The organism is Leptospira kmetyi serovar Malaysia str. Bejo-Iso9 (assembly GCF_000243735.2).
GTDB classification, from domain to species: Bacteria; Spirochaetota; Leptospiria; order Leptospirales; family Leptospiraceae; genus Leptospira; species Leptospira kmetyi.
In genome coordinates, this window is sequence record NZ_AHMP02000003.1 from 2718738 (window position 1) to 2741561 (window position 22824).

The window sequence follows — 22824 nt, forward strand, 5'->3', positions numbered from 1 at the left end:
AAAAGAGGCGTTCCGATTCATTCTCCCCTGGATCTTTTACGATTTGAGAATTCTTTTTTTAAATAGGATCTTTTTCGGCCGTTATCCATCCTTTAAGGAGTTTCGGCAGAACGACGGATCACCGTTTCGGAACGCGGCTTTTCCGTTTTAGAAAGAAACAAATGAGTCATCAGTTTAGAATTTTTGCATATACATTTCTTTTACATTCGATCTTTTCGTTTTCGATTTCCGCACAAGAATCGATCGACCTCGTTAAAACCTGCGATTCAAAGGGAGAATGTAAGCCGAAAACCTGGCGTATTCTCGATCGATACGAAGACAAATTCTTAAACGAGAACTTCGCTCCCGACGCGGAATGGAAACGAGTCGAATCCTTTCCGATCTGGACGAATAAGTTTTATCCGTACAAATCTTCCGTTCATACGTTTTCGTTTTATGCCGAGTTCGATTTGCCTCGCGACTTTTTAAAAAGTTCCTTGGAACCCGGAATTCGTTTCGGTGAAATCGGAGAAGTCTTCGAAGTATACATCAACGGAAAACAGATCGCAAACGAGGGAGAATTTTCCGAAAACAAAATTTCGTTTCATAGAACCGTTCGCGGTCAGGTTTACGAAATCGACCGGAAGATTCTAAAACCGACGGACAACCGTCTTTTGATCAAAATTTCCGGAGATCCCAAGTTCGATCATACCGGATTTTATCTGACCTCCGGTTACGAAGTAGGATATTATAAAGATCTTATATACAAAGAACAGGATAGAATCACGCTCATTCTGATCGGGATCTACATCACCACGGGTTTGTATCATCTTTTTCTTTTTATCAAACGAAGAAAGGAAAGATACAATCTTACGTTCGGTTTGTTCGCGCTTTTGATCGGACTTTATATCTACACGAGGACCTCCGCCGTTTTCGAAAATCCGCTCGATTCCACACTCATTCAAAGAATCGAACTGATCGGTTTGTATATCTGCGTCTCCTGTTATTTTACGTTTATGAGCCAGTTGTTCAACGGAAGGACGATACGGCCGATTTTTTATTATTCCGTTTTTAACGTCCTTTTAACGATTCCGACCTTTTTTGCGCCGATGTATATCTGCGAATATCTGCTTCGAGTTTGGCAGATCGGCGCGCTTTTCTTTGCGGTTCCGATGAACTTTTACGTTTTGATCCAAGGAATCCGCCACAAACTTCCCGCGGCAAAACGATTGTTTTTGGGAACGGTCGTAATCACCTTTACCGCGTTTTACGACGTTTTGGATTCGATGTTTTTCAACACCGGTTTCGCGTTCAGCAAATACGGATTCTTTTTTTACGTGATGGGAATCGCCACCATTCTCGCGGAACGATTCAGCGAACTACACGCAAAAACGGAAGAACTCAACGCAAACCTCGAACAAAGAGTGGAAGAACGCACCAAAGAACTTTCGGAAACATTAGAAAATTTGAGTATTCTAAAGGATCAACAGGACGGGGATTATTTTCTCACTTCGCTTCTCATCAACCCTCTCGGTCAAAACAACGCAAAAAGCAAAAACGTTAAGATAGAATTTTTTATCAAACAGAAGAAACGATTTCATTTTAAAAACAGGGACAACGAGATCGGAGGCGATCTTTGTAAAACCGAAAGTATTCTTTTAAAGGGAAAAAGGGTCACCGTTTTTTTCAACGCGGACGCGATGGGAAAATCCATGCAAGGCGCCGGCGGCGCTCTCGTCTTGGGCGCGGTTTTCAAATCCATCATAGAAAGAACGAGATTCAGTTCCTTTATGAAGGATCTTTATCCGGAACGATGGCTTAAAAACGCATTCATAGAATTGCATAGAGTTTTCGAAAGTTTCGAAGGTTCCATGCTCGTATCGATCGTGTTAGGCGCAATCGAGGACGATACGGGATTCGTATATTACATGAACGCGGAACATCCGTATTCGATTCTTTACAGAGACGGAATCGCTTCCTTCTTGGGGGAAAATCATTTTTACAGAAAATTGGGTTCGCAACTCGTGGAAGGCGCGTTGTCCGTTCAGACGTTTCAGTTTATGCCGGGAGACGTTTTGTTCAACGGCTCGGACGGAAGAGACGATATTCTTTTGGAAAACATAGACGGCAAAAAGAATATGAACTACGACGAGACAAGAATTCTCCGCATCGTGGAAGAATCGAAGGGAAATTTGGAAAGAATCAATTCTCAACTGAATCGGGAAGGAGTTCTCACGGACGATCTTTCCATTATGAGAATCGAATGGAACGGTCAAGTTCCGAAAAGAGTACGAATCAAACTCGCAAAAAGGGATAAGAAGTCCTTGGATAAATTCTTTTCCGAGATCCAAGAAGGAAAACAAACGCACCCGGCCGCGCTCCGGGAACTGAGTCTTTCCTACTTTCGTTTGAGAGAATATGTTAAAGCGACATTCTGCGCTCAGGAATATCTCACTGCCGTTCCGTCCGACGATACGATGATCGGTTATACTTCGAGAATGCTCCGCAAAGCGGGCGATATGAATCAAGCGGTGGACGTGGGAGAAAGACTCAGGACCAGAGATCCTAAAAACGCGCGCAATCTCAGAAATCTGATCCGAGCCTACAAGGGTTTGAAGAACTCGGATCGTATCGCGAAGCTCGAGGAAATTCTCCGATCCTTAAACGGTAAAAAATCGTTCGACCGGACCTCCTTGAACTGACTCGATTCTTCTTTAGAAAAGTCTAATAGAAAACGGCGCCGATAAAACGAAGTCGAAAAAATCCGCGATCGGCTCGGGAAAGTTTTTCTTTTAAGAGAACCGATTCTCAACAACGGACCGTTTTTTCTGTTTACAGAGCCGTGGCTCCGCTATTCTGGGAAAGGTATCATTCTAAACTCGGAAGAACTCATGGGAAATCACCATCATCACTCTCATAACCATTCTCACGATCACTCGCATCATTCCCACGGTCATCATCACGGAAGCGCGAGTAAAAGTCTCGTGATCGCCATGTTGTTCAATTTGTTGTATGCGGGTATCGAAGCGGGAATCGGTCTTTGGAGCGGCTCCCTCGCTTTGATTTCGGACGCCGGGCATAACTTGATGGATGTCAGTTCTCTGCTACTCGCTTGGATCGCGGTCAAACTTCAGGATCGAGGACCTTCTCCCGGGTTTACATATGGTTGGAAAAAATCGACGATCCTCGTGAGTTTACTCAATTCGATTTTGATTTTCGGCACGGTTCTTTTTATCGCTCACGAATCCATCGAAAAGTTGGCAAGACCGACTCCGGTTCAGGGAGGAACGATCGCGATCGTCGCCTTGATCGGAGTGATCGTCAACTTCTCTTCTTCCTTATTGTTTTTCAAAAGCAAGGACGACGATCTGAATATGAAGGGCGCCTATCTGCATCTTCTTGCGGACGGTCTTGTGTCCGTGGGTGTGATCGTTTCCGGTCTTTTGATCCAGTGGTTGGGTTATGTTTGGATCGATCCGATCGTGGGAATCCTAGTCGCGTTCGTAATCATTTACGGAAATATTCCCTTATTTAAACAAAGTTTAAGACTGAGTTTGGATTCGACGCCCGATGCGATTCAATCGGAAACGGTGGAAAAGGAACTCAAATCCATAGAAGGCGTATTAAACATTCATCATGTTCATATTTGGTCCTTGAGTACGACGGAGAACGCTCTTACGGCTCATCTCGTTTTGAAAAACGATCTTTCTTCGGAACGTCAAAGGGTCATCAAGTCGAAGGCGAGGGAAATTTTAAAGGGACTTAGGATCGCGCACGTAACTCTGGAAACGGAGGAGGAAAGAGAAAACTGCGGACAGAAGGATTGTCACTGACCGCAGTTGATTTTTAGATCAATCTTCTTGTTCTTGTTTGCTCGTCATTCTTTTCAACATCGATTCTTGTAAGATCAATACGCTGGAAGTCGCGATCGCAATGAGTTTGTTTTTCGGATTTCTAACTTCCGCCTGCATCGTCATCATCGCGGGAGATTTCGAAACGACCTTCGCTTCGATCAAAACGTATTCGTCTTTCGGAAAGAAGGTTCTGAAAAACTGAGTCGATAAATCCGTGGTGACACAAGGTCTTTTTGCGGCGAGATAAGAAAGCGGACCGAACGTGTTATCCAAAGCGGTGCAGAGCATTCCACCTTGAAAGATTCCCATCGGATTCGCAAAACGTTCGTCATACGGAATACGAACCACGATTTTTTTCCCATTCTCAAACTCGACGAATTCGGCTTTCATTTCTTTAAAAGATTTCGGCGGAAGCTCGAGAGTAAGACCGTATTCTTTGGCCATCTTATCGGCCATCTTGTTCATATCTTCCCATGCTTTGGTAGCGGATTCAGAAACCGGCATTTTTATGCTCCTTTATTTGTATCATCGATTTAAGACTTTTAATCATCTTCGGAAAATATTCCTTGTCCTTGCGGATTCTAGAAATCTGCATCGAACCTTGAATCGCGGACATGAATAAATCCGCGGTATCCTTTACGTTGAGGGTCAGAATAAAGGAACCGTCTTTCGTTCCGTCCTGAAGAGTTTGTATTAGAAAATCGCGATGTTGATTGTGAAGAACCAAGGTCTTGTCCCGGATCGCTTGGGAAAGAACGTGATACTCCGTGCCCACGACTCCGAACGGACATATCTTTCCGTTTTCCCCCGTATAAGCTTCGTAGAGTTTAAACAAACCGAACAAACGGACGCGCGGCGGACGCTCTATTAGATTTTTCGTATATTCTTCGAAATCCCTGTAATAAACTTCGAGAACTTCGATCCCCAATTCTTCCTTGGAAGGATAATGATAGTGGATACTCGCCTTTTTGATCCCCAAATCGTCCGCGATATCCTGAAAGCTGAACGACTGAAAGCCGACACTTTGAAAATAATGTCGGGCAAGGGTCACGATCTTTTCGCGCGTATCTCCGGCGAGTTTCATAAATCCACTTACCTACCAGTAGGTAGGTAAGTCAAGATAATTTTTACATCTTAGACGAATCTTTCCTTAAAAAAAAGACACCCGATTCTTACGAGTTTTCCGCAGACATTTTGAAGCAAGAATTCGTTCTTAAGCACGAGAACGACTCACTTGAGTGAGAATTTTCTAGAACGAAGTTTCCACTCGATAAAGGAGCGTTCGGCGAAACGAGTTCGCATAACAAAATTAAGATATAATACGGTTAATTTTTTTTGAAATCTTGACTGGAGGAGTCGCTGTTGATATTATTATCAGTCTTAGGTTGTATACTCGGAAGTATAAAAACAAAAATCCGAGAAACGTTGCAGACTTCGGTGCTTTCGCGAATATTAAAATAGAATCATTGATTGAAATGCCACTTCGCTTAATAAAATTGATAGCCGGAAAAGGCGCTCGGATCGTCGTATTGATCCTATTTTTCTGTTCGGTTTCTTCGAATTTTCTTTATGCCGATCCGAACGAGGAAACATGCGAATTTGATAAAATAGAATTCGCGTTAGACGACGATTCTTCCCGGGAAATCCCCAAGATTCCCAATACGAAATTGGATTTTAAACCGAAAGAAACAGCGTTCCTCAAATTGGGTTTTATCAAAGAGGCCGCCTGGCTCAGATTCAACGTCAAACGACATCCCAGATCCAGATGTTTCGTGAGAATTCCTCAGGTGACGTTAGACGCCGCGGTTCTTTTTTCAAAATCCTCCGTTCAGATTTCGGGGGACCGTTTTCAATATTCGGAAAGATCGATCGACGATTATTATCCGGTCTTTCATCTGGAACCTTACGAGGTTCAGAACGAGGACAATCGGTATTATCTCTGGATCAAAACCTCTTCGATCATCAACTTTCCGATTCTCGTCGAGTCCGGTCTCGAATACGAAAAAGGAAGTTATTATAGAAATCTTTTGATTTTGTTTACTCTCGTTCTGAGTTTATTCGTCACTCTTCTTACGGGATTCATTTATCGTCAGACACTGGATCCGATTTATCTGAATATCGTGGGATTTCTGATCTTCGTTTCTCTGGAAGGTTGGGCGTGTTATGCGAACGGCTATAAATATCTTTGGCCGAACGCGCCCGAGTTTCAAAACATAACCCCTCCTCTTTTCGCGTTTTTGGCCCTCGCCTGTTCCACTTACTTTATGGTTCAGTTTCTTTCGCCTTCTTCGCTTAACAAATTCTTTCGTTCCGCTTTGTCCGCGACCGCGATCTCGATCGTGGGTTTCGCCGTTTTTTCCGCGTTTATTTCGGAACGTCCCACGGTCGTAAAATCCTTCTCCTGGGCCTTTATATGCGTTTCCGCTTTGATCGTGATCTCCACACTTTCGGTGATCCGAAGTTTTGCGCCCGCGAAAAAAATCGCGCTATGTATGATTCCGATCGCGGGAAGCGGATTGATTACGGTATTATACTATTTGGATTTTCTAAAGTACCACGAATATTTCGTACACGCTTACGTCCTTTCTCTTCCCACGATTTACGTCGTCGTGATGATCAGCCTCGGGGATCGGGAAAAGTTCGTAAGAAGAAAGTCGCTCCGCCGCGCCTACGACATTCAACAGATGCAGGAAAGACTCAAAACGCCCGCGAGAATTTCCGGTATGGAATTTCAGAGCAAAACTCCTTCGATTCAATTCAGTTTGGATCATCTTCTGAAGGTGGAAAGAATTTTCAAAAATCCGGAACTAAGCAAGGACGATCTCGCGAGCATTTTAAAAGTCGCGCCTCAGGATCTCGATAGATTCGTTCAGGAATCCTCGAACCTGTCCTCGTTCGAAACCTACGTAAATCAATACAGGGTGGAAGAAGCGAAGCATCTTTTAAAAACCAGGACCGATCTAAAACATTCCGAGATCGCGCATCGGGCCGGCTTTGTTTCCGGCCGCGAGATGGAAAAATCCTTTAAGACTTTGACCGGAATGACTCCCTCCGAATATAAATTGATGCTTTTTCCCGAATCCATTTGAATATCCGTCATGAGGTTCGCGTTCCTTTTCATTCTATTTTCCCTCGTGTGTACACATCTTTTGCAGGGAAAGGATTTGGAAGAATCCGGTTTTATCCCCATTGGCGAAACGCCTTTATTCTCGCCCGATCCGGAATCCGATACCTTACGACGGGCGATCCGAGAATCCGAATCGTATTACGAAAAACTTTCCACCGAGTGGAAAATAACGATCAAAGGAACTTCGTTTAACAAAAACGATATGTTGAAGTCCTTAAGAACCTTAAAAAGAATCCTTAAGGAGAAAAACCCCGAATCGTTTCGGAATCGATTTCGAAATTCCTTTTCGATTCTCGAAACGGCCGATCCGAACGAGGGAAAGATCACCGCATATTATGAAGTTTTAATGGAAGGAAGAACTCGTCCCGAGGGGGAATTTATTCATCCAATTTTGGAGACCCCTTCCGATTTGATCGTAAAAAAACAAGGAGATGAAAGAATCGTGGGAAAATCCGTAAACGGAAATCTGATCCCGTACGAAACGAGAATCGAATTGTCCGAACCCTCCGTCTGGAAACGCAAAACAAAGGCGATCTCTTACGTTAAAATCACCGATTTGCATCTCGCACAATTGGAAGGCTCCGCAGTGATTCGAATCCCGGACCAAGATCCGTTTCGCATAACGTATTCTTCCGATAACGGAAAAGAATATCTGAGTCCCGCCGAATCCTTACGAGGAATCTGTAAAAGTCTGATTCCTTCCGATCTTAGAAATTGTATCGTGGAATTTCCGAAGGAAGTCCGGGACGCGATATTAAAAAATCCGAGATACGTCTTTTTCAAAAAGGAACCGTCCGCGCCCCGAGGAAGCGGAGGAATCGAATTGATTCCGAAACGATCAGTGGCAATGGATCCGAACATTCCTTTAGGGATTCCCGCCTTGATCAGTTTCGAATCGCCCGTTTTAGCGGAAAAAAACCGAATCGTGTTCGTTCACGATCGAGGTTCCAAGATCCAAGGCCATGGAAGACTCGATTACTTTTTAGGAACGGGTAAAAAGGCCGAAGAGCAAGCGGGAAGGATTCAAACCCAAGGAAGAATTCTTTTGATACTGCCGAAGAAATAAACAAATCATTGAAAGAACCTGCAAATTGTGTCCTTAAGAATCTTATCATCGAAAAGTGTATTCAATTTTAATCATAATCCATTGCGCTTAACAAAACGATCCCATTCTTTTTAAGAATTCTAATAAATCGTTTTACAACGTTATGATCTTCTGTTTCTTATTCATCTAAAAGAATTCTCCGTTTCGGTATAACGTTATCGTCGTTTTAAGAATTCTTTGCCGATATATAGAAAAGAGATTTAGAAGTTGGGTTTCAATCTTACAGGGAAGTATGCATGCATTTGATGTTTATGGGCGCGACTGAAAAAACATTAACGGACGTTTTGTGGATCTTACTCTGCTCGGGTTTGGTTCTTTTGATGCAGGGCGGATTTTTGATTTTAGAATCCGGTCTGACTCGTGCTAAGAATTCGATCAACGTTGCGATCAAGAACATCGCAGATTTCGGAATCGCCACGGTTCTGTTTTGGTTTATAGGATTCGGTTTAATGTTCGGCGATTCTTGGAAAGGAATCATCGGAACCTCTTGGTTTCTTCCCGTATTTCCGCCGGACGACGTTTGGAGTCCCGCGTTCTTTTTATTTCAATTGGTCTTCTGCGGAACGGCAGCGACGATCGTTTCGGGTGCGATCGCAGAAAGACTTAAATTCATTTCGTATATCATTTCCACGATTTTAATTTCCGGATTTATTTATCCGATCGCGGGTCATTGGGTTTGGTCCGGACTTTATCAATCCGAAACACACGGCTGGCTTTCCGTTTTGGGATTTCGGGACTTTGCCGGTTCTTCCGTGGTTCACAGCGTGGGCGGTTGGGTCGCGCTTGCATTCTTACTTGTTGTAGGTCCGCGCGCCGGAAGGTTCGTCGAAGGAGAACCTCCTAGAAAAGTTACCGGAAGTAATCTCCCCTTAGCGATGTTAGGCGGAATTATTCTTTGGGTGGGTTGGTTCGGATTTAACGGAGGAAGTACGCTCGCTTTCGATCGACACGTTCCCACCGTTTTATTGAATACGGTGCTCGCTTCGGGCGCGGCTATGTTTTCCGGTTTGTTCGTGGGTTGGTTTCGCAAAGGTTATCCGGACGCGGTTCTTCCCTTGAACGGTTCCCTGGGCGGTTTGGTCGCGATCACGGCCTGCGCCAACGTAGTCAACGCGGTGGAAGCGGGAATTATCGGTTTGTTCGCGGGGATCTTGGTTTCTCCGATCGAAGATATATTAGAAAAACTGAAAATAGACGACGCGGTCGGAGCGGTTCCGGTTCACTTGGGAATGGGGATCTTCGGAACTCTCTGCGTCGGAATTTTCGGAAATCTTCAGATTCTAAACTCGGGACTTTCGCGCTGGGGTCAAATCCAAGTTCAACTTTTGGGAATCGCTTCCATCGGTGTATTCGCATTCGGAACTTCTTATATTCTATTTTCCGTAATCAATCGATTCTTTAAACTCAGAGTGGACCCCGAAGAGGAATACCAAGGCCTGAACATTTCGGAACACAAGGCGACCACGGAACTCATCGATCTTTTTTTAGTCATGGAACATCAAAAAAGAACCGGAGATCTGAGCTACGACGTTCCCGTGGAACCGTTTACCGAAGTCGGACAAATCGCGAATCGTTACAATCAGGTTCTCGGAACCGTAAGAAACACTCTTGAAGAAAACGAAAAAGCCAGAAAGGAATTGGCAAAGGCATACGCAAAAGTTCAGAAAGAACAGGAAAGAGCGGAAAAACTTCTCTTGAACGTATTGCCGAAAACGATCGCCGATAAACTTAAAAAAGACAGTTCCGTGATCGCGCAGAGTTTCAGCGAGGCGAGTATTCTTTTTGCGGACATCGTGGGTTTTACGGAAATCGCCGGAAAGTTTCATCCCGAAAAAGTCGTTAAGATTTTAAACAAGGTGTTCTCCGCCTTCGATCTGATGGCGGAAAAATACGGTTTGGAAAAAATCAAAACGATCGGAGACGCTTATATGGTCGTCGGCGGCCTTCCACAACCGAGACAAAATCATACATTAGCAATCGCTCATATGGCTTGGGAGATGATGGAACTTTTAAAACGTTTCAGAATTCGGGAAGGAAATCTGAAACTCGATATGCGGATCGGCATCAACACGGGCCCGGTCGTTGCGGGCGTGATCGGAACCAAAAAGTTCATCTACGATATCTGGGGAGATGCGGTTAACGTTGCGAGCAGAATGGAATCGCACGGCCTAAGCGGACAAATCCAAGTCACACCGTCCACGGCACATTTGATCTCGGAAGAATTCTCCATGGAAAAAAGGGAAGACGTCGAGATCAAAGGAAAAGGAAAGATAGACACGTTCATCTTAACCGCGCGTAAAAAATCGCCTTCCGAAGAATTGTTCTTCGGGTTCAGCTAAAAACGATTTCGTTTTAAAAAAGATTAGGAACTCGCGGCTTCCGCCTCGGGTTCCTTGCTCGGATCAACTTCCGCGTTTTGTTGCGATTGTTCGTTTGCGTTCGAGGCTTGTTCCGCAAGTTTGTCCAAACCTTCTCCGCTGACTTCTTCCGCGCTCGCTTCCTGCGTCGCCGTGGAAGCAGCAGTCGCTTCGGAATTGGAATTCGCGTTAGTCGCAACAGTGCTTGCAGTTCCGAGGTTCGCTTCCGCTTCCTTGCTCAAAGTAAAACAATGATTTAAGATCGTAAAATCATAGACGATCGTCTTAAACACGTTGAAGAACAATTTGGAATTGAGAGTAAGAACTCTATACAATAGATTTCTGTCGATCGAGGTGATGACCGCCGTGTCTTCCACCGCTTTAACCGAAAAAACTCTCGGCTTGGAACCGATCAAAGAAGAAAGATCCAAAAGATCGCCCGGATGATAATCTCTTACTTCCAAATCGCTTCCGTCTTTTGCGGTTTTACAAAGAACCAATTTTCCCTGTAAGACGAACCAAAGTTTTTCGGAAGCGGGTTCTCCCGAACGAAACACGTATTTTCCGGGAGGATAATAATTGCTGAGATGACCGTAGATTCTCGTGATCACTCCCAAGTTATGAATTCTGCAATTCTCATAGTCGTGTGCGAATTCCAGATCCGAAGGATCGATTTTAATCAAAGACTGAAGTTTGGAAAAGTTCAATTCTTCCCTGTAATGTCTGCTCGCCGCGGTCAATAAAAGACGAAACATAAACTTCGGATTTTTATGAATCATGTTTTCGATGATGCTACTGTCTAAGGAAATAAGACGGGTTCCGTCGACTGCGGCGATCGCGGAAGCGGTTCTTTTCCCTCCGGTTAAAAGAGCCATTTCTCCGAAAAAGTTATTTTCGTTAATGCGACAAATGGCGCGTTCCTTATTGTCTACGGTTTCCGAAAGAACGATCGAACCTTTGGAAATAAAAAACATCTGATCTTTGGAAGGAGCTCCCTGACGAAAAATGATCTGTCCTTTTGAGTAATCGATCGGTTGAATGTGATTGAGTAAATTCGGTGATTCAGATGTCATGCGTTACACGTTCTTAAAATAATTTATTAAGAAGAGACGAATCCTTTGGAATGATTCTTAAATTAATTTGAAAAAAAGAACCGCCTTTGTTTTCATTAACCCGAAAGGATTATGAATTCGCGGATGATAACAACGGTCATACCGTTTTGTAAAATAGAACGGGAATCCAATTCCACAAAACGCGCACTTTTCGAAAATTAAATCCATCCGGGAGAACTTCAATGTCCATCGAAACCGAAAAAGATCTGATCGGGCTCAAGAAAATCGGAAAAATCGTCGGCCTGGTTTTAAAAGAAATGAAAGCCTACGCGAAATCCGGAATGTCCACGAAAGAATTGGACGACTTCGGATTAAAACTTTTAAAACAATACGGAGCCAGATCCGCTCCGGCGATCACTTACAACTTTCCGGGCGCGACCTGCATCAGCGTAAATCGCGCGATCGCTCATGGAATCCCTTCTTCCAAAACGATTCTAAAAGAAGGAGATCTCGTCAACATAGACGTATCGGCGGAGTTAGAAGGTTACTTCGGCGACAACGGAAGTTCTTTTATCTTAGGCAAAGGACATCCCGTTCTCAGTTCTTTAGTCGATTGTTCAAGAACGTCGCTTCACAAAGGTTTATCCGCCGCGAAAACCGGAAATAGGATCAGCGATATCGGAAGAGCGATCCATGCGGAAGCGAAATCCCACGGATTCACAGTGATCAAAAATTTAATGGGACATGGAACCGGATCCAGTCTGCACGAGGCTCCGAAATACATTCCTTGTTACGAAGATAAACGTTATTCGCAAAAACTCAAATCGGGAATGGTTCTCGCGATCGAAACGTTCATCTCCACAAAATCGGAAATCGCACTCGAAACCTCGGACGGTTGGACCTTGGTTACGCACGACGGAAGTTACGTGGCTCAACAGGAACATACGATCGTAGTCACGGATCGGGAACCGATCCTACTCACTGCGAGCAACGGAATTTAAGAATATTCTTAAATTCTAATTTAGTTTTTTCTGTCCTTTCCCATGGAGAATAGTTTGGAACCGGCCCAAGCCGAGAAACTTCTCGGCACGATCGAAGTCAGAAAATTTTGGATTTGATTTACGAGACCTACAACGATCACGGTCTTATTTTTTTCCGCTCCGGATAACGCGGCTCGAACGACCTGAGTCGGAGTGAGCCAGATAAAATCGGGAGTCCAAAATCCGCTCGGAAACGCCTTTGCAAAAAACGGAGTTCGAATCGGTCCGGGACAAACCGCGTGAACGCCGACCCCGCTTCCTTTGAGTTCTCGGCTTAAACCTTCCGTGAAGTATAAAACGAAAACCTTAGTCGCCGCATAAATCGTAAAATAAGGAACCGGTTGAAACGAAGCGGTCGAAGCTACGTTTATGATCTTTCCCTTTCCGTTTTCCAAAAATAAGGGAAGAATTTTACGAGTGAGATGAACCAAACCTTCCACGTTGACTCGGATCGTGGTCAAAAAACTCGCATCGGGTTCGTTTGAAAAATCTCCGATATAACCGAGGCCCGCGTTGTTTACGAGAAGATCGGGTTTCAACTTTTTGCGGACGATATGCGATAAAATTTTTTCCCTGCCTTCCGATAGGGAAAGATCGGCGGGTACGATTTCGACTTTGATTCCATAACTTTTTTCCAAATCCGCTTGGATCGGTTTGAGGGAAGCCGAAGATACATCGGTGAGAATCAGATCGGTTCCTTGTTCCGCTAAATGTTTGGAGAATTCTTTTCCGAGTCCGCCTGCGGCTCCGGTGATCAGCGCGAGTTTATATTTCATATTTCACCTTTTACTTTTTAAATATTGAATCGGGATTTCCGATTAAATTTGGATTTTCATTCTTCTGTTTCGGATAAAATGCGAACATGAGCCCGCTTTTCAAAAACGTAAGAATCGTCTTTTTCATCTTTCTTCTCGTTTGTTTCCATTCCGTTTTCGCTCACAAAGGAAAGCCGAGTTTCGTCTTGGAGGAATTTTCAAAACTAACAGATCAAATCGATTTGGAAAATCCCGGTTCCACAACGACGAACGCTCTTGAAACCTTATTGAAACAAGGCGGCGAAAAGGAAAAGGATTCCGAAGTATTTCGAAAGGCTCTTCCCATCGTCGTCGAACTTGGTAAAACTTCGGACGTAAAAAGCAAACAAAAACTTTATACGGAACTCGTATCCCTTTTGGAACAGGTCATCGGTTATCACGATCGTTCGGGCGCGGTTCTTTATCATTGTCCCAAAACCGGAAAATCGTGGATTACGAATTCCTCGAACGTCCAAAATCCATTCGATCGCAAGAACAAATCCTGCATTCAAAAAAAGGAATAAACGATTCCCGTTTTGTTAAACGAAGTCTTCCAACTTTTGAAAATCGAGACTCGTCAAAAACTCCAAAGAGTTCGTGATCTTTTCGGCGCTCCAATCCCACCATTTCAATCTTAAGAGTTTCTCTTTTACTTCCGGAGAAAATCTTTCCCGAACGATTCGGGCCGGATTTCCGGCGACGATAGAATACGCGGGAACGTCTTTGGCGACTACGGAATAAGCTCCGATGATCGCCCCGTCTCCGATTTTGATTCCGGGAAGAATTACCGCATTGGTTCCGATCCAAACGTCGTTGCCTACGATCGTATCTCCTTTCTGAGGAAAATCTTCGGGCTTGGGCATAACCCGTTCCCATCCGTTTGAAAAGATCGCGAATGGATACGTGGAGAACGCGTTCATCATGTGATTGGCTCCGTTCATGATGAACTTTGCTCCGGTCGCGATCGCGCAGAATTTTCCGATCACGAGTTTATCGCCTCGAAACTCGTAATGATACAATACGTTCTCCCGTTCAAAATTTTCCGGCCCGCTCGGATCGTCGTAGTATGTATAATCGCCCACTTCGATGAGAGCGGATCGGATAAAGTTTTTTAGAAAGCCGATTCTCGGATATTCGGGAAACGGGTAAGGAGACAGGGGATCAGGTCCGAAAGAATTCGGATTTTGCATGGATATACCTCCGGTGTAAGCGCTGGTTTCGTTTTTGATATAGAATAAAAATAGAATATTCAGAAAACTGAATGATTCTTAGAGCTGAGGCGGGAATTAAAGGCTCATAGTAGATCCACGCTGGATTCTTTTCAAAATTCGGTCAACGATTAATCCGAACGAAATTTAAGAAAGAATCCAGCTCGAAAGTAGGCGGGACTTTTCAAAGATTGAAGGATATGCGATCGATCAGCGGCGTCTTATGCGGGAACGCCGCTTACTTCTTTCAACTTCGCAAGATTCCCTTCCAATACGGAAAGAGTATCGAGATGATAATCCTTTGCGTGTTTGAGTCTTGCTTGTTTTCGATCTTCGGGAAGTCTTCTGCACGAAAGTTCGAGCAGAATTCCGGCCAAAACTCTGGAACAAGTGAAAACGATTTCTTCCGCGTATGTATCCTTGTCCTCTCTTCCGGGAAGATCCTTATAGAGACCGACCAGTTCCTGAAAACCGTGAAAGAGTTTATGTGCCAAGGAAGAATCCAACTGATTGACAAGCTCGGAAAGATATTCTCCGAAAGTATGAGTCAACCCGGAGGTGATTCCTCCGATACTCGCGTTGATCTGAATCTGAGAAGTTCCGTCGTAAATCGTTGTGATTCTCGCGTCTCGATAAATTCTCGCTATGTCGTAGTCTTCGGTATAACCCGAGCCGCCGTGCACTTGAAGCGCGTCGCTCACGACTTTCAAACAGGATTCGGAACAATAGAACTTACTGATCGGAGTGAGTACGTTCGCGATTTTTTCCCAATAACGTACGACCGTATCGTTCTTCGCTTCCTTCTCGCTTGCGCCTTGTTTTTCCAATCGAAGCGCTCTCCAATAATAACGATCCATAACTCTGGATCCTTCCAAAGTCAGACATCGCATCGCGTAGGTTTCCCTTTCGATTCGATCGATGATCTTTTTAACGGCTGGAATTTCTATGAGTGGTTTTCCGAATTGGATTCTTTCCTTCGCGTATTTTAGAGCTTCGTAATATGCCGCGGTCGCAAGTCCGGTGGATTGTTGTGCGATTCCCATTCTCGCTCCGTTCAACATTCCCATCGTGTATTTGATAAGCCCGTAACCTTCTTCCCCGATCAACAATCCGGGAGAATTTTCGAATACCACTTCGCAAGTTGGAGAACAATGTAGTCCGAGTTTGTTTTCGATTCCGGCGATTTGTACGTCCGGACTTTGAACGAGAAAAAAAGAAAGTCCTCTCGCACCGGAGCCGACTTCGCCGGAACGAGCGAGAGTCAACAAAACCGCGGGCGTATCTCCGAATCCGCAACCGTGTGTGATGAATCGTTTGGTTCCGTTGAGCACCCAATTTCCGTTCTCATCCTTGGTCGCCTTCGTTCTGAGATTCGGAAGATCGGAACCGTGATCGGGTTCGGTAAGTCCCATCGCGCATACGAATTCGCCCGCGGCTAAACGCGGAATCCATTCGTCCTTCATCTCTTGTGTCGCATGACGTTCCAAAATTTCGGCGAGGTTCACACATCCCACGGCAATGGCGAGTGACGCGTCCACTCTGTAAAAAATTTCGGAAATAAATGATTTCACACTCCATGGTACGCCGAGCCCGCCGTATTTTCTGGAGAATCCGTAGGCTTGTACTCCCGCTTCGACCACTTTGGAAACGAGTTCGAGCATCTTGGGTGGAAATTCCACTTTTCCGTCTTTGAATCGAAGCCCTTCGCGATCCAATTCCGCGACGTGCGGGGAAAGAATGTTTCCGGCCAAGTCGCCGACGGTTTCTAAAACAGTTTTATAATATTCTTTCGCTTCGGACGGATTTGTCGGTCCTCCGTTTTCCGCGTCGGAGAATTCGTTTTCGTAATCGAGTATGATTTCGGTCCAGGGGAGAATGTGATCGAAATGATCTTGGATGTCTTGCGTATCGGAAAAGTAATTGTTCTGAATCATGGAACCTCCGTGGATTCCACCAGTGTACGCGATCGGAAAGGGAGAGAAAAGGAAAATTGTGGGAGTTCCTACAATTAACTGGGAATTCTCGGAATTGTATAAGTCGGGTCGAACCGTGGTAAATTGTTTAGTAAATAGCTGAACTCGGCAAATTGCTCAGACTCAGCAAATTGCTCCCTACGGGTCGCAATTTAGGTCGGAACTACGGCCCATTTCCAGCCGAAACCGAAAAGGCTCCGTTGCAGTTCCTACAACAGAGCCTTAATTCCTTCCATTCTAAGCCGAATTTACCGTTTTTTCTTCGCTTTCTTTTTGGAAACCGTATAACCGAGAATTTGCGCCATCTTCCAAATATCCGACAAGGTTTTCACAGAATCTTTTGAAAGCAGGGAAGAATCCAAAGCCGACTCGGCTTTCGAGTTTTCGAGAATGCTGTGAAGATGAAATTCTTCGATTCCGAAACGAACCTCTTTCAAACCGAGATGAATCCAAAATCTCGGGCCGTATTCTCCGCCGTTGATTCTTTGTTCGAGTTCGATTCCGTCCGCGGTTAACTCGGGAAGTTCCTTCAACTCGATGTCCGGATTTTTTCTCGCGGCAGAATCCAAAATGTATTTGGTTTCGGAGTCTTTACCGGCTTCTTTCCAAAGCCTTTCCAACGTTTGATCTCCTTCTTTACCGAACCAAGGAAGAATAGCCGGCAATCGGGACGCAAGCGCTTCCTCGACGGAAGAAGAAGTATAAGCGTGAGGGTTCATGTAACTCAGCCTCTTTTTCAACAAGGGAAGAAAGGTTTCGAAACATTCTTTTCCTTTTGTTAAGAACAACTTTGCGATCAGCAAATCTCCCCAAGCCGCCCACTCGAAAGATTCCGATCGAATCGCTTTTAGGACGGAAGCCTCGTCCATCGAAAGAACCTGCGCCCATTTGTTTCCTTCCTTTTCGATAAAACGCAGAAACTGAAGACAATAAAGTTTCCAATCCGAAGACGCATAAGGAAGTTCTAATATTTTTGCGAAAACGGGAATGGCGGATTCTCCCTGAATAAAAAGAGCCTTCATCGCTTCCCAACGATCGTAGTTCCCGCTGTATCGATATTCGTCCCTCGAATAACGAAGGGATTCTTCGAGCCAAGGTCCTCCGATCTGAACCACGCTCGAATCCTTATATTTCTTTTCTCTAATATTCTCGAATACGTGTTGAATGCTGTATTTCTCCGGTTTTAAAATTCCGCCGGGAAGATCCTTCGGATTTTTTGCGAGGCGATTCGCGTATTCGTCGTCGCTGTCGAAAGGAGGAAGTTCCTTATCGGTAAGCTGAGTCCAAGTGTGTCGCGCCGCGTGTTCTATATACGTCCAAGTATAATCGACCATCGGATTCGGATCGGCGTAGACGTGATAATAAAGATGTTGTTTGAGTTCCTGAATCTTCGCCTTTCCTACGGCGCGGATCGGTCCGTAGACGCGATATTCTTCCCCTCGGTTTCCGAGAATTCTATGTCCTAACTGAATCCATTCTTCCCGATTCGGTTCCAAAAGAAGAAGTCCGGCAAGATAACAAGCCTGAAGATCGATCGCGATTCCCGGGCTCGGATGTTTTTCCGCTTTGTCAAAAAGTTCTTTCAAACCGGTCTTGGCGCTTTGCGGATCGAGAACGGTCCAAGCCATCGCGCCTTCGGAAAGATTGACCAACTGATTGAATTCAAGATAAGAATTCGATCCTCGGTCCTTGATCTGAGATCCCATTTCCAGATACGCGCGGATGTATTCCAGATTCTCCCCAAATCCCAACTTAGCCGAAATCGCAAACGAATATCCCAATGCGATTCCGAAAATGCTCAGTTGATTTTTATACGTTAGGACCTTGTTGGCGAGTTTTCCCGCTTCTTCGTCGCCTACGATCAGACGTTCGTTTAAGGCCCTTTGTAGATAACTGAAAACCGTAAAGATATTGTTGAGATTCGGGCCTTCGTCTTCGACTTTTTTCTTTTTTTCCAAAGCGGCGTCCATCGTCTCGAAGAACTTCCAAGAAGCTTCGGTAAGAATGGATTGCGCCTCTTCGTGTTCGCTGTCCAAAAGACATTCGATCACTTCTTCGAGACGTTTATCGTCTTGTTTGAGTTTGGCGATCGCGTCCCGAAAGGAGTTCATCGCGTTTTGATCGTCGAACTTACCCAGAGTTTTGATGATACCGGCGTACGCCTTTTTGTTTTCGGAATCGTAATGAAGTCCTTGTCGAAACGCCGCGGAAACGGGAAGTGATAGACGTTTGTCCAAATTCTTTTTATCGTAAGGCCATTCGTTGTAACTCGAATCCGTTCTTTCTTTGAAGTATTCGTCCACGATCTTTCCGAACTTGGAATCTTTCTTTCCGATTTCTTTCAATAAGAAGTCGTGCGTTTCCACGTCCTCCGGAAATTCCTCGATCAAAGAAAGAGGATCTTCTCCGCTTTGAATTCTTTTTTTCAAGTCGGCGGTCGCGATTTTTTTCTTTCCCGCAAGTCCGGTCGCTTCTTCCAATAATTTTCTGTTTTCGGGTTCGATCTGTTTCGCGTCGCAGTTTTTGAACGTTTCGTTTCTGAGTTCCTGCAGTTTTTTCGCATTCAATTTTCCGAATGAATCCGATTTCCCGTCGAGAAGCGAAAGAACGTTTTTTGCGAGCGCGGGGACAATTTTACCGGAAAGTTTTTTGGAAAGGTTGCAGGCTTCCCTGCAAGCGCTTTCGTTTTTCATAAAGTAATGCGCGAGAATCCAATAAACCGCCAACGAATGCGATTGATCTAAAAGTTTTTTTTCCCGTTCCCAATCGCTGAACTTCGGAGCGGAGGCCAATTTTTCCGCGTAACCGTATGCGGGATCTCCGTATGTATGTCCGAGCAACCAAGAGGATCTTTCAAAAAGATCCAAGGACTTTGTGTAGAACGGTCTTTTATCGTATTTCTTTTGGGCTTCCTTTTCGTATTGATCGATGATCTTTGCGTCCATCGAAGATTCCACCCTTTCGTCGGGTTTGGAATTCTCCCCTTCTTCTTCGTCGTCGTCTTCATCCTCGTAGTCGTCGTAATCTTCGTCTTCGTTGGACCAATTCGCGGCCACAAAATGACTGATGGAGAAGAACGGTTCGTCTTCGAGTTCTCCGATTTCGTGATTGTATCTGTGAACCTCGGCGGAATTTTCCGAATGCGGAAAAAAATTGACCCAGCAACTGTCACCTCCTCCGTCCGATCCGAAATGTGCGACGCCGGTCAATAAAAACATAAGACCTTGATACGATCCGATCAGCGCGTTTAGTTTTTCGTCGATCGTATCGGCTTTCGGAAGAAGAAATTTCTGAAACGAAACGGCTCTGTAATCCGGATAATAGCCGTCGTCTTCGTTCCGTTCGTCGGATTCCTCATCTTCTTCGTCGTCGAACTCTTCTTCGTTTTGAAGTCCGCCTTCGTGGTCGATCATGTTCCAAATATCGCTCACGTTGTACATAATTTCTTGATAAGCGTATCTAACGTTTTCCCATTCCAAAATTTCTTCCGGAGGACGGAAACCGTATAATTTTTCGAATTGATCCAAAAAGGACGCGGAAACTTTTCCTTTTTTGGATGAGAAAGCTTTCCAAAAAGAATCCCGATAAGACTGTTTAACCAACATTCGATCCGATATGATCTCGGCCAATTTCCCCGAGGAAAGATCGGTTTTTTTAAAAGAAGGAACGGATTTCTGTGTCATAACAACATAACAGAAACGGAATCTTTTTTTGATTCTTTTTTAAATTCGATTTTTTTTAGAGGAATTCTCCACCTAGAGTTGACTCTAAGTTCGTCCAACTTTTAGAATTCAGGATGTAATTTAGGAGGATCCGAATGAACGCTTCATTCAGCATTTCCACAACTTCGGAGATAACTCGCTTCACGCCGCATACTCTTCGTTACTACGAAAAAGTAGGAATTCTTCCCAAACCGGAAAGAAACCACGGCAAGGATAGAATGTATTCGCAGAAGGATATAAACTATCTGAAGTGCATCAAAACTTTGAAGGAACTCAATATGCCCTTGGAGGACATCAAGGAATTCATCAAGGAAGGTTGTCTTTTGGATAAAATTTCCCAAGGAGAAAATCTAAAACCTCCCTTGAACAAAAGAATTCGGATTCTCACCTCGCACCTCAAGACCCTGGAACAAAAAAAGAAGGATCTCGAGGCGACGATCAAACTCACCAAAGCAAAACTTAAGGAATATGAAACTCTTCTTTCCAAGGAGGAACGTTTAGAATGAAATCCTTTAAACCGTATCTTTTTCTGATCTTTTTCGCGCTCATTACGGGAGTCACGTTCGAAGTCGCGAAACAGGCATTGTATTATTTCAGCGCGGCTCAAACGGGCGCGTTTCGTTTCGTCATCGCAGTCGTCTTTATGTTCGCGTTCGTATTCTTTACGGATAAAAAACTTCTCAAAGTCGATTCTGGAAATCTGAAAAGTCTGATTCTTTTGGGAGTCGTGGGCGTTTTCGGATTCAACTCGTTTTACTTTTTGGGAATGCGGAAGGCTTCTCCCGTAAACGGCGCGATCATCATCGCTCTCGGTCCCGCGATCACGGCCTTTCTTTCCTATTTTCTTTTAAGAACGAAGATCACGTTGCTCCAATACTTGGGAACGTTAGTCTCCTTTATCGGAGTTTTACTTGTGATTTCGGACGGACGTATAAGCGCCCTGAAAAGCATTTTGGAAGGCGAGGGAATTCTTTACATTTTTCTCGCGGCCGTTTGCTGGGCCTTCTACTCCGTAGGAATCAAAAAGTATCTCAAAGGAGTTTCCACGATTCAGATCACCGCCTACACGTCGTTATTCGGTATGATTTCCCTCGTAGTCTTTCTTCTTTTTATGGAAGGATGGAACCCGAACGTATTCTCCTTTCCGTTCCAGGCTTGGCTTGCGATTCTTTATATGGCGATCTTCACCGCGTTCTTAGGTTATCTTTTTTGGAACTACGGTATTCAGGAAGTCGGTCCGGATAAGGCCGCCGTTTTCGGAAATTTGATTCCGGTCGTGGCGATGTTTACTTCTTGGTTCTTGGGAGAATCTCCGAATCTCTTCGATATTCTCGGAACGTTTTTCGTAATCCTGGGAATCTTCGTCGTGAACTCGAAAGCGAAAAAAATTCAAACCGGTCCCGATATAAAAACTTCAACCGTAAACTGAACTGATGGATATAAAAAAATGAAACACACAAATAGAGCCCTTCTCATTCTTTCGATTTTTCTTTTTACAAGTCTTTTGCAAGCGCAGGACAAACAAAGCCCCGATATAAACTCGGGAATCCCCGAGGATAACGCGCAGAATCTGCCGAAGCCTACGGATAAAAAAGCCGAGTTCGGTTTTAGTCAAACTCTCGCGAACGACGTTTTCGTTTTCGGAAACAGTCTTTTCGGTGAAAGACTGAGCAGAAGAGACAACGATCCTTATCAATCCTTCTCGCCCGGACTCGTCTTGGGAACGTTCGTGAATTTTTTTACGCCGATCCCGGGCTTTCGTATGAATCTGATCATGGCCAATCCTCTGATCGGTAGAACGAACACGGACAATGACTTCGTTTATCAATCCACGCCCGGCGGTCCGGACGAAACGTATAAGGTGCTTCAATCCTTGCAATCGGGTCAGTTGTCTTACGATCCCAACCTGGTAAAACCGAGAAAGGAAAACAACGGCGTTCGGGATTACTTTATCGGTCAGATTCTTTATGAATGGAATTCCTCCATCGGTCAGTTCTTTACCGGATTTTTGATCGTTAACAGCGCGAACTATCCGACTAACGCGAGTTTGTTTAACTATACTCTCGGTTGGAAGCCCGCATTCTTGAATTATCTCAAACCGGAACTTGTTTCGTATTATCGTTTATCCTCGGAGACGAACGGGCTCAACCAAGGAAACAGTCATCACAGGGCCACGATAAGTCACGAATACGAACTGGCAAAGGATTGGAAACTGATCCCGGGTTTACAAGCCGGTTATCAATACTACAACAATAACACGGATAAAAGATCCGGCGTTACCGATCTTACCGCGAAACTTCAATTGAACTTCAAGGACATGAACGTAAGCGTCAGCGACGTTTACAGACCGGATCTTTATATCTTCGATAACGATCGGGTTTATCCGAAACCTTCGGGTGTCGCATCGGATACGAACGCGGACGACGGAAAAGCCACCGATCCTTCGAAAATCCACGGAACCGTAAATCAAACGGCCGCGGCGGCGATTCAATCGCTCGCGTTGGACAGCGTTTCTAAAAATTATCTTTTGAACGCGTATCAACAACAGCATATTCCCAAACATCACTTGATCGTGAGCCTGGGTTACGTCGCAAAATTTTAGAACATCTCTTA

At 44.6% G+C, this 22824-nt stretch carries 17 protein-coding genes; 10 read left to right on the forward strand and 7 right to left on the reverse strand.

Going from position 1 to position 22824, the window contains the following annotated elements; genetic code table 11:
• The first annotated feature begins 161 nt into the window (after window positions 1–161).
• Window positions 162–2681 carry a SpoIIE family protein phosphatase gene (locus LEP1GSC052_RS15140; protein WP_020986714.1) on the forward strand — a complete coding sequence of 840 codons (2520 nt, stop codon included), beginning with the start codon at window positions 162–164 and terminating at the stop codon, window positions 2679–2681.
• Window positions 2682–2870: 189 nt separating this feature from the next.
• Window positions 2871–3812: a cation diffusion facilitator family transporter gene (locus LEP1GSC052_RS15145; RefSeq protein WP_010573407.1), complete on the forward strand. Its 942-nt coding sequence runs from the start codon at window positions 2871–2873 to the stop codon at window positions 3810–3812.
• Window positions 3813–3830: 18 nt separating this feature from the next.
• Here LEP1GSC052_RS15145 and LEP1GSC052_RS15150 read toward each other — a convergent pair whose 3' ends face one another.
• Both LEP1GSC052_RS15150 and LEP1GSC052_RS15155 read right to left on the reverse strand, forming a co-directional pair.
• A complete protein-coding gene (locus LEP1GSC052_RS15150) occupies window positions 3831–4337 on the reverse strand; it encodes a PaaI family thioesterase (RefSeq protein ID WP_010573406.1) in 507 nt (168 codons plus the stop codon).
• A complete protein-coding gene (locus LEP1GSC052_RS15155; RefSeq protein WP_010573405.1) occupies window positions 4324–4917 on the reverse strand; it encodes a TetR/AcrR family transcriptional regulator in 594 nt (197 codons plus the stop codon). The genes LEP1GSC052_RS15150 and LEP1GSC052_RS15155 overlap by 14 nt, the downstream gene beginning before the upstream one ends.
• A gap of 391 nt (window positions 4918–5308) precedes the next feature.
• Between LEP1GSC052_RS15155 and LEP1GSC052_RS15160 the strand changes: the two genes are divergently transcribed.
• From LEP1GSC052_RS15160 to amt, 3 genes are all read left to right on the forward strand, one after another.
• Window positions 5309–6922, forward strand: a complete 1614-nt coding sequence (locus LEP1GSC052_RS15160; RefSeq protein ID WP_051185416.1) for a 7TM diverse intracellular signaling domain-containing protein — start codon at window positions 5309–5311, stop codon at window positions 6920–6922.
• 9 nt (window positions 6923–6931) lie between these two features.
• Window positions 6932–8026 (forward strand): MltA domain-containing protein, encoded by a 1095-nt coding sequence (locus LEP1GSC052_RS15165; RefSeq protein ID WP_020985748.1) that lies wholly within the window; start codon window positions 6932–6934, stop codon window positions 8024–8026.
• A 275-nt stretch (window positions 8027–8301) separates the two neighbouring features.
• Entirely contained in the window at window positions 8302–10404 is a 2103-nt protein-coding gene (gene amt, locus LEP1GSC052_RS15170) for an ammonium transporter (protein ID WP_010573403.1), read from the forward strand.
• A 23-nt stretch (window positions 10405–10427) separates the two neighbouring features.
• Here the strand turns inward: amt and LEP1GSC052_RS15175 are convergent, their stop codons facing one another.
• Window positions 10428–11495, reverse strand: coding sequence for a cyclic nucleotide-binding domain-containing protein (locus LEP1GSC052_RS15175; RefSeq protein ID WP_010573402.1), 1068 nt, complete (start codon window positions 11493–11495; stop codon window positions 10428–10430).
• A 221-nt stretch (window positions 11496–11716) separates the two neighbouring features.
• Here LEP1GSC052_RS15175 and map point away from each other — a divergent pair, with 221 nt between their 5' ends.
• Complete coding sequence (gene map / locus LEP1GSC052_RS15180) at window positions 11717–12475, forward strand: type I methionyl aminopeptidase (RefSeq protein ID WP_010573401.1); 759 nt, start codon at window positions 11717–11719, stop codon at window positions 12473–12475.
• Window positions 12476–12495: 20 nt separating this feature from the next.
• Here the strand turns inward: map and LEP1GSC052_RS15185 are convergent, their stop codons facing one another.
• Window positions 12496–13290: an SDR family NAD(P)-dependent oxidoreductase gene (locus tag LEP1GSC052_RS15185; protein ID WP_010573400.1), complete on the reverse strand. Its 795-nt coding sequence runs from the start codon at window positions 13288–13290 to the stop codon at window positions 12496–12498.
• 86 nt (window positions 13291–13376) lie between these two features.
• Here LEP1GSC052_RS15185 and LEP1GSC052_RS15190 point away from each other — a divergent pair, with 86 nt between their 5' ends.
• On the forward strand, window positions 13377–13832 hold the full coding sequence (locus LEP1GSC052_RS15190) for an LIC13259/LIC11441 family protein (protein ID WP_010573399.1): 456 nt from the start codon (window positions 13377–13379) through the stop codon (window positions 13830–13832).
• Between the two features lie 15 nt (window positions 13833–13847).
• Here the strand turns inward: LEP1GSC052_RS15190 and LEP1GSC052_RS15195 are convergent, their stop codons facing one another.
• From LEP1GSC052_RS15195 to LEP1GSC052_RS21545, 3 genes are all read right to left on the reverse strand, one after another.
• Window positions 13848–14498, reverse strand: a complete 651-nt coding sequence (locus LEP1GSC052_RS15195) for a CatB-related O-acetyltransferase (protein WP_010573398.1) — start codon at window positions 14496–14498, stop codon at window positions 13848–13850.
• A gap of 239 nt (window positions 14499–14737) precedes the next feature.
• Window positions 14738–16450 carry an acyl-CoA dehydrogenase family protein gene (locus LEP1GSC052_RS15200; RefSeq protein WP_020985809.1) on the reverse strand — a complete coding sequence of 571 codons (1713 nt, stop codon included), beginning with the start codon at window positions 16448–16450 and terminating at the stop codon, window positions 14738–14740.
• A gap of 287 nt (window positions 16451–16737) precedes the next feature.
• Window positions 16738–20172: a hypothetical protein gene (locus LEP1GSC052_RS21545; RefSeq protein ID WP_020986758.1), complete on the reverse strand. Its 3435-nt coding sequence runs from the start codon at window positions 20170–20172 to the stop codon at window positions 16738–16740.
• 134 nt (window positions 20173–20306) lie between these two features.
• Here LEP1GSC052_RS21545 and LEP1GSC052_RS15210 point away from each other — a divergent pair, with 134 nt between their 5' ends.
• The 3 genes from LEP1GSC052_RS15210 to LEP1GSC052_RS15220 are packed head-to-tail and all read left to right on the forward strand — an operon-like array spanning window position 20307 to window position 22813.
• Window positions 20307–20717: a MerR family transcriptional regulator gene (locus tag LEP1GSC052_RS15210; RefSeq protein ID WP_010573397.1), complete on the forward strand. Its 411-nt coding sequence runs from the start codon at window positions 20307–20309 to the stop codon at window positions 20715–20717.
• Window positions 20714–21640 carry a DMT family transporter gene (locus LEP1GSC052_RS15215; protein ID WP_010573396.1) on the forward strand — a complete coding sequence of 309 codons (927 nt, stop codon included), beginning with the start codon at window positions 20714–20716 and terminating at the stop codon, window positions 21638–21640. The genes LEP1GSC052_RS15210 and LEP1GSC052_RS15215 overlap by 4 nt, the downstream gene beginning before the upstream one ends.
• An 18-nt stretch (window positions 21641–21658) precedes the next feature.
• Window positions 21659–22813 (forward strand): hypothetical protein, encoded by a 1155-nt coding sequence (locus LEP1GSC052_RS15220; RefSeq protein ID WP_010573395.1) that lies wholly within the window; start codon window positions 21659–21661, stop codon window positions 22811–22813.
• The last annotated feature ends 11 nt before the right edge of the window (window positions 22814–22824 follow it).

Coding starts and splice junctions, on each gene's coding strand:
- LEP1GSC052_RS15155 (WP_010573405.1), bottom strand. CDS start 4,917: ATGAAACTCGCCGGAGATACGCGCGAAAAGATCGTGACCCTTGCCCGA.
- LEP1GSC052_RS15150 (WP_010573406.1), bottom strand. CDS start 4,337: ATGCCGGTTTCTGAATCCGCTACCAAAGCATGGGAAGATATGAACAAG.
- LEP1GSC052_RS15195 (WP_010573398.1), bottom strand. CDS start 14,498: ATGCAAAATCCGAATTCTTTCGGACCTGATCCCCTGTCTCCTTACCCG.
- LEP1GSC052_RS15175 (WP_010573402.1), bottom strand. CDS start 11,495: ATGACATCTGAATCACCGAATTTACTCAATCACATTCAACCGATCGAT.
- LEP1GSC052_RS15165 (WP_020985748.1), top strand. CDS start 6,932: ATGAGGTTCGCGTTCCTTTTCATTCTATTTTCCCTCGTGTGTACACAT.
- LEP1GSC052_RS15160 (WP_051185416.1), top strand. CDS start 5,309: ATGCCACTTCGCTTAATAAAATTGATAGCCGGAAAAGGCGCTCGGATC.
- LEP1GSC052_RS15210 (WP_010573397.1), top strand. CDS start 20,307: ATGAACGCTTCATTCAGCATTTCCACAACTTCGGAGATAACTCGCTTC.
- LEP1GSC052_RS15145 (WP_010573407.1), top strand. CDS start 2,871: ATGGGAAATCACCATCATCACTCTCATAACCATTCTCACGATCACTCG.
- map (WP_010573401.1), top strand. CDS start 11,717: ATGTCCATCGAAACCGAAAAAGATCTGATCGGGCTCAAGAAAATCGGA.
- LEP1GSC052_RS15190 (WP_010573399.1), top strand. CDS start 13,377: ATGAGCCCGCTTTTCAAAAACGTAAGAATCGTCTTTTTCATCTTTCTT.
- LEP1GSC052_RS15185 (WP_010573400.1), bottom strand. CDS start 13,290: ATGAAATATAAACTCGCGCTGATCACCGGAGCCGCAGGCGGACTCGGA.
- LEP1GSC052_RS15200 (WP_020985809.1), bottom strand. CDS start 16,450: ATGATTCAGAACAATTACTTTTCCGATACGCAAGACATCCAAGATCAT.
- LEP1GSC052_RS15215 (WP_010573396.1), top strand. CDS start 20,714: ATGAAATCCTTTAAACCGTATCTTTTTCTGATCTTTTTCGCGCTCATT.
- LEP1GSC052_RS15140 (WP_020986714.1), top strand. CDS start 162: ATGAGTCATCAGTTTAGAATTTTTGCATATACATTTCTTTTACATTCG.
- LEP1GSC052_RS15220 (WP_010573395.1), top strand. CDS start 21,659: ATGAAACACACAAATAGAGCCCTTCTCATTCTTTCGATTTTTCTTTTT.
- LEP1GSC052_RS21545 (WP_020986758.1), bottom strand. CDS start 20,172: ATGACACAGAAATCCGTTCCTTCTTTTAAAAAAACCGATCTTTCCTCG.
- amt (WP_010573403.1), top strand. CDS start 8,302: ATGCATTTGATGTTTATGGGCGCGACTGAAAAAACATTAACGGACGTT.